Origin of the sequence: Mesorhizobium sp. M0698 (genome assembly GCF_040320455.1) — a bacterium.
Taxonomy (GTDB): domain Bacteria; phylum Pseudomonadota; class Alphaproteobacteria; order Rhizobiales; family Rhizobiaceae; genus Mesorhizobium.
The window spans coordinates 41,847-48,462 of sequence record NZ_JAMYPQ010000027.1; the positions used below are offsets into that span (position 1 = coordinate 41,847).

Here is a 6,616-nt window from a genome sequence, read left to right on the forward strand (position 1 = left end):
ATTTGCCGGGAGAAGGAAAGATGAGGACGACGAGCTATTATCCGGTGCTGATGACGAGCGACGTTGCCGGCACGGCAGCCTTTTATGTTGCGCATTTCGGCTTCAAGCCGCTGTTTGAGGCCGACTGGTACGTGCATCTGCGCTCGGCCGAAGACCGTCGCGTCAACCTCGGCATCGTCCAGGGCGATCATGAGACGATCCCGGAGGAAGGGCGGGGCCGCACATCTGGCCTGCTGATCAATTTCGAGGTCAGGGATCCGGATGCCATCTATGAGCGGATCACCGCCGCTGGCCTGCCGATCCTGCGAACGCTGCGCGACGAACCCTTCGGCCAGCGCCATTTCATCACCAGGGATCCCAACGGCGTGCTGATCGACGTGATCAGGCCGATCCCGCCGAGCCCAGAATTTATGGCGCAATATGCGCAGGGTGCTGCGGTGCGCTAACTCGCCCGCGCCAACGGCATCACGGTGACCTGAGCAATGCCGGAGCGGCGCACCACCGTGCACAGTGTCTCGCGGCCGATTCGCTCGGCGTCGAGCATGCGCACCAGATCGTCGACGCCGGTGACCGGGCGGCCGTCGATGGCGGCAATAATGTCGCCTTCCCTGAGGCCGGCTTTGGCCGCCGGGCTGTTCTTTTCGACGGTGCGCAGGCGCACCGCCGTGCTGCTCGACACTTGCGACAAAAGGGCTGCGCGGCGTTGCAGGTTGGTGGTGTCGGCGGAAACGCCGATGAAGGCACGGCGCACACGGCCGAAGCGGATGATTTCCGAGATGACGAAATTGGCGGTGTTGGAGGCAACCGCGAAGGCGATGCCTTGCGCACCGTGGATCATCGCGGTGTTAACGCCGATCACCTCGCCAGCCGAGGACACCAGCGGTCCGCCAGAATTGCCGGGGTTGAGCGCGGCGTCGGTCTGGATGACGTCGTCGATCAGCCGGCCGGTGGAAGCACGCATCGAGCGGCCGAGTGCCGAGACGACGCCGGTGGTGACGGTCCATTCGAAGCCGAGCGGGTTGCCGATGGCAATGGCGATCTGGCCGCGCCTCAGACGCTTGGAATCGCCAAGCGGCGCAACGTCGGCAAAGTTGCCGTCGGCGCGCACCAGCGCAATGTCGGTGTCGGGATCGCGGCCGAGCACGCAGCCTTCCCTGGAGGCGCCGTCCGGCATTGACACGCGCACGCTGCGCGCATCGCCGACGACGTGGAAGTTGGTGACGACCAGCCCGTCCTGCGCGATGACGAAGCCGGAGCCATGGCCACCCGGGCCACCGATGCGCTCGATGCGCTCGATGCGGCAGACGGCGGGCCCGATGCGGTCGACGGCATCGGCGACCGTTGCCGAATAGGCATCGAGAAGGGCATCGTCATATTGCAATTGCTGGGCGGGCAGGGCCATCCGAGGGCTCCGTTTGGAACAAGATGAACAACGCCTATATGTGCGGAGCGGCCGGACCGGCCGCGACCTGACCAGATGGCCAGTCAAATGCCCAACTAGCCGTCAGGCGAGTATCCGCCATCGCCCTGCCGGGCGATATCTGGGTCACGAAGAACCCAGGAGATAAATCATGAGCGATTTCAATCTGAGCACGTTTTCCGACGCCATTGCCGACATCGCGGCAGCCGCGGCACCAGCGACGGCCAGCTTCGCGACGCACCACCGGACGTCAACTGCTTTCCACTGGCGGGACGGCTATTTCGTCACTGCCGAGGAGGCGGTCGAGGCCGGCGAGGAGATCGAGCTGACGTTTTCTTCGGGCGAAGCCGTCAAGGCGGAACTGGTCGGCCGCGACCCGTCCACCGGCACGGCCGTTTTGAAACCGGCCGGCGCGCCGGGCGCCCCGTCACTGGTAAAGGCGGATGCGGTGCGGCCGGGCAACCTGGCGGTCGTGGCGGGCAATAGCGACGGCACCTCGCTCGCTACCTTCGGTACGGTCGGCGAGGTCGGCCCGGCCTGGCGTTCAATGCGCGGCGGCACGATCGACCGGCGCATCAATCTTGCCGTCAATGCCGGCGGCCGTTTCGAGGGTGGCCCTGTGCTCGACGCCAAGGGTGGACTGATCGGCATGCTGCTGTTCGGGCCACGCCGGCGGGCGCTGGTCATGCCTTACGAAACGATCGAGCGGGCAGTCACGACGCTGCGCGAGAAGGGTCATGTGGCGCGCGGCTATCTTGGCGCCGGCCTGCATCCGGTCCGCAATGGTGATACACAGGGCGCCATGGTGATGAGCCTCGACGATAACGGGCCGGCGAAAGCAGCCGGTCTCAGTCTCGGCGACATCATCGTGTCGTGGAACGCAGAGACGGTGCATGGGCCGCGCGAGCTGATCCGCAAGCTCGGGCCGGACAGCGCCGGTGCCTTGGTGACACTCGGCGTGGTGCGCGGCGGCGAGAATCGTGAGGTTTCCCTGACCATCGGTGAAAAACCACTGAGCTGAGGGATTGATGGTAAGCGGTGAGGTCGCTGGCAGACGGCTGACGGTGCTGATCGCGCTCGGTGACGCCGAGCGCGCACGAAGTCTGTCTGCGGCTCTCGCCGCGACCGATGATCTGCGGCCGGTTCTGGCCGGCGAAGTCGACGGGCGTGAGGCGGCGGATGTCGCCATCGTCGGTGATCATGGGCTACAAGGCGGGCTCGTCGACGCGGCTATGCCTCGCGTGCTGCTATCGTCGCGAGCGGCCCGCGAACGGCCGGCCGATACAGTGTTTGCCGTGCTGCCGGTGCAAGCGGACGAGTTGCTGATCGCCGCCGCCGCGCGGCTCGCGGCTGCGGGCTACCGGATTTCGCGCGACAGCCATGCTCTATCCGATCGGCATCACGATTTGATCTTCCATGACAGCGACCGGTTCGAAGAGGAACCGACTGACGAGCATATCGTCCGGCCGACGCTTTCGCCGCGGGAAGGCGAGGTGCTGGCGCTGCTGGCCGAGGGCGCCCCCAACAAGGTCATCGCGCGGCGGCTGAACATCTCCGTGCATACGGCGAAGTTCCATGTCGCAGCGATTCTGACGAAGCTCGGTGCCGCCAACCGCACCGATGCGATTGCCATCGCCATGCGGCAGGGCCTGGTGCTGGTCTAGCTCAGATTGTCTCAAGGCCGACGCAGCGTAACCCGCATGCGGTGTGTTGGGCCTTGCGCGGCGGTTCTCAGCCGCGCAAGGATCGTGTCTTTCATGTTGCAGGAAGGCGCAAGGATGTCGCTCAAGGGAAAGACGCTTTTCATCTCCGGCGGGTCGCGCGGCATCGGGCTGGCGATTGCGCTGCGCGCCGCGCGCGATGGCGCCAATGTGACGATCGCGGCCAAGACCGCCGAGCCGCATCCGAAGCTGCCCGGGACGATCTACACAGCGGCGCACGAGATCGAGCAGGCCGGCGGCAAGGCGCTGCCGGTGCTGTGCGACATTCGGGATGAAGAACAGGTCGCCGAAGCGGTCGCCAAGACCGTGGAGAGGTTCGGCGGCATCGATATCTGCGTCAACAACGCCAGTGCCATCCAACTCACCGGCACGCTGGAGACTGATATGAAGCGCTACGATCTGATGCACCAGATAAACGCGCGCGGCACTTTTCTCGTCTCCAAAATGTGCATTCCGCACTTGAGGTTGGCGGAAAATCCTCACATCTTGAATCTGGCGCCGCCGCTCGACATGAAGGCCAAGTGGTTCAAGAACCATGTCGCCTACACGATGGCGAAGTTCGGCATGTCGATGTGCACGCTGGGCATGAGCGCCGAGTTCGCCAGGGATGGCATTGCGGTCAATTCGCTATGGCCGATCTCGACCATCGACACGGCGGCGGTGCGTAACCTCCTGGGCGGGGCGACGGTGGCGGCGATGAGCCGTTCGCCCGACATCATGGCCGATGCGGCATACGCCATCCTGGTCAGGCCGTCGCGTGAGGCGACCGGCAATTTCTACATTGACGAAGAAGTGCTGCGCGCTGAGGGCGTCAGCGATTTCTCGGCCTATGCGCCGGGTGCGACAGGCCCGCTCGCCGGCGACTTTTTTGTGCCGGACGAGGTGTTCGGCCGGTCGGATACCAAAATCAAAGGTATCTACTGACGGAAAGTATCTCGCTACAGAAGTATCTCTCAAAAGACCGGCACAGACGCGTGCTCACTCCTCGGCTTTCTTGGCTTTGCCAAGACCCATCAGCCGGTCGATATAGGCAAGCATCAGTGCCGACAGAACGAAGGCCAGATGAATGATGGTCAGCCACATCAGCTGGTCGGTCGTGTAGGAGACCGAGTTCAGGAACACCTGCAAGAGGTGGATCGAGGAGATCGCTACGATTGTCGAGGCGACCTTGACCTTCAGCGAGCCGACATCGATCGTGCCCAGCCAATGCACCTTGCCGTCATTTTCATCGAAGCGGCTGACGAAGTTTTCGTAACCCGAGATGATCACCATCACCACCAGTGAGGCGACCAGCGCGGCATCGATGAGGCCGAGTATTTTCAGGATGGTGTCGGTGTCATCGAGCGTGAAGGCGACGGAGACGAACTCGAACAGCTTCTTGCCGAAGGACACGGCATAGATGGCAAGTGCCGCACCCAGTCCGAGATAGAAGGCGACCAGCAGCCAGCGCGAGGCGAGAATGATCGATTCGATGGCGAGTTCGAGGCGCTTCATGCGGCGATACGGGCTCCGTTGTCGGAGTGCCGTATTTCGGGCAGGCTGCGGCGGTTTGCAAGGTTGCAAAAAAACGAAACCCCGCCGGGGAGGGGAACCGGCGGGGCTCGTGTGTCCCGCTGGAGTCGGGACAGGGCAGGGAACGCCCTTTCCAGAATCTGGGATGGGTAACCGCGCGTTTCAAGATTGATGACCGCGCGATTCAATGGTTGATCAAATCGCGCGGTTCACATTGCGGTTTATTGGGCGCTGGCCACCGGCGCTACCAGGGGGGTAATCCGGCGGATGGCGACGCGGCGGTTCTCGCGGTTGGGTCCCGACGTGTTGACCTTGAGATACTCCTCGCCATAGCCCTGCGTCGTCAGGTTCTCCGGCGGGATGCCAAACGCGTTGGTCAAGGCTTCGGCGACCGCCTCGGCGCGGCGGTCGGACAGAGCAAGGTTCGCTTCCGGTGTGCCGACAGCGTCGGTATGGCCCTCGATCAGGAAGCTCTCGGCCGGGTTTTTCTTCAGCAGCTTGTCCATGGCGTTGGCAACACCCTCCAGCTTCTGGACCTCGGTGTCGGAAATCGAGGCCGAACCGAATTCGAAGTTGAGCGTGTCGAGGTCGATGCGGCGGGCGATGTCGCGCACGCGGGCCGAGCGCTTGACCTCGTCGATCGAATAGAGGCGCTGGACCCTCTCGACCGGCGGCCGTTCGAGGAAGGTGTAGTAGTCGTCCGGATCCTCGACCTCTTCGGAATCCAGAATGTATTCCTCTCGCGGGATGGTAAGGCGCATCGGCGGCAGGTCGTCGCCCGGGTCGCGCCAGTCTGCATCATCGTCATAGTTCCGCTCGTCGACATAGCTCAGCACATATTCGCGGCCGTCGGGCGCGATGCGTGAACGCTGGATGACGTCGCCGTAGCGGTTGCGGATGGTGACGATCCGGACACCATTGTCACGCTCGACGATTTCCCGGGTGCGATCGCCCGACAAGTCCTCATAATAGACATTCCTGGCGCCGCGGTGCATGCGCGGTGCATCGCTGCTTTCGACGAACGTCTGGTTGTTGAACTGGAGGATGACGCGGTCGCCGAATTCCCTGAGGACGTTGGCACCCTGGGGGCGCGGACGACGACGAACATCCTCAATGTCCGGCGCACGCTCGACGCGCTTGCCTTTTTCCTCGGTCACCGGAACGATCTTTTCAGGCTTGATCTCCCGCTGGGCTGCCCGGTCGTCGGTGGGTGGCGGCCCCTGATCGACCGGAGCCGGCTTCGGGGCTTCCACCTGGTTCTCGCCCTGCTGGGCGGGCTGGTTGCCCTGCTGCTTACCGGCATTTTGGCCGCGCTCCTTGCCACCCTTGCGCTTGCGCAAGACATCTTTCTGGCTGTCCAGAACAGGTGCCTCGTTCGGATTGGCCTGGGCTTCACCCTGGACCGGATTTTCACCCTGGACAGGCGCGGCCTGGCCAGTCGAAGGCTGTTCGCCGGTCGAGGGCTGTTGCTCTCCTGTCACCGGCTGTTCGCCGACAGGCCTCTTACCACGTTTCTTGATCTTGTCCTGGGGCTGTTCGCCCTGGACGGGAGCGGCCTGCTGCTCGGTCGGAGCCGGTTGGGTCTGTGGGGTCGCTTCCTTATTGGTCGGCGCCGGCTGGCCTTCCGGCTCCGTGGCGGGTCCGGTCAATTCAGCAGGCTTCTTGCGCTTGCCCGGCTTTTGTCCGGGCTCGACAGTCGGAGCCTGTTCTACCGGGGCAGCCTCGATCTGCTGGTTCTGTTTTTGCTTCTTCTTGCGCGGATTGACGTTGGGCTGGTTGTCGTTTGCCGGCGCTGCCTGCTCGGCCGGTTGTTCCGATGGGGCCGCTTCGATCTGCTGCCGATTGCGCCGCTTCTTGCGGGGTTGCTCGGACTCGGCCGGAGCGATCTGCTCGGCCGGAGCGGATTCTGTTTGCTGCTGCTGATTGCGCCGCTTCTTGCGGGGTTGCTCGGACTCGGCTGGAG

7 protein-coding genes are annotated in these 6,616 nt (G+C 63.8%); 4 read left to right on the plus strand and 3 right to left on the minus strand.

Going from position 1 to position 6,616, the window contains the following annotated elements; all coding sequences use genetic code 11:
- Window positions 1–20 precede the first annotated feature (20 nt).
- On the plus strand, window positions 21–446 hold the full coding sequence (locus NKI16_RS30710; RefSeq protein ID WP_352623571.1) for a VOC family protein: 426 nt from the start codon (window positions 21–23) through the stop codon (window positions 444–446).
- Here the strand turns inward: NKI16_RS30710 and NKI16_RS30715 are convergent.
- Window positions 443–1,402, minus strand: coding sequence for a S1C family serine protease (locus NKI16_RS30715; protein WP_352623572.1), 960 nt, complete (start codon window positions 1,400–1,402; stop codon window positions 443–445). The genes NKI16_RS30710 and NKI16_RS30715 overlap by 4 nt on opposite strands.
- Window positions 1,403–1,571: 169 nt before the next feature.
- On the opposite strand from NKI16_RS30715, the gene NKI16_RS30720 reads away from it, so the two are divergent.
- The 3 genes from NKI16_RS30720 to NKI16_RS30730 all read left to right on the plus strand — a co-directional run bounded on the left by NKI16_RS30720 (window position 1,572) and on the right by NKI16_RS30730 (window position 4,065).
- On the plus strand, window positions 1,572–2,441 hold the full coding sequence (locus NKI16_RS30720) for a S1C family serine protease (protein ID WP_352623573.1): 870 nt from the start codon (window positions 1,572–1,574) through the stop codon (window positions 2,439–2,441).
- A 7-nt stretch (window positions 2,442–2,448) separates the two neighbouring features.
- Entirely contained in the window at window positions 2,449–3,084 is a 636-nt protein-coding gene (locus tag NKI16_RS30725) for a helix-turn-helix transcriptional regulator (RefSeq protein ID WP_352623574.1), read from the plus strand.
- A gap of 114 nt (window positions 3,085–3,198) precedes the next feature.
- The gene (locus NKI16_RS30730; RefSeq protein ID WP_352623588.1) at window positions 3,199–4,065 is read left to right on the plus strand and encodes an SDR family oxidoreductase; all 867 of its coding nucleotides are present in this window, start codon (window positions 3,199–3,201) and stop codon (window positions 4,063–4,065) included.
- Window positions 4,066–4,119: 54 nt separating this feature from the next.
- Here the strand turns inward: NKI16_RS30730 and NKI16_RS30735 are convergent, their stop codons facing one another.
- Both NKI16_RS30735 and NKI16_RS30740 read right to left on the minus strand, forming a co-directional pair.
- The gene (locus NKI16_RS30735; protein WP_023678280.1) at window positions 4,120–4,635 is read right to left on the minus strand and encodes a TIGR00645 family protein; all 516 of its coding nucleotides are present in this window, start codon (window positions 4,633–4,635) and stop codon (window positions 4,120–4,122) included.
- A gap of 239 nt (window positions 4,636–4,874) precedes the next feature.
- Window positions 4,875–6,616: OmpA family protein (locus NKI16_RS30740; RefSeq protein WP_352844222.1), on the minus strand; the 1,742-nt coding region annotated here is incomplete at its 5' end.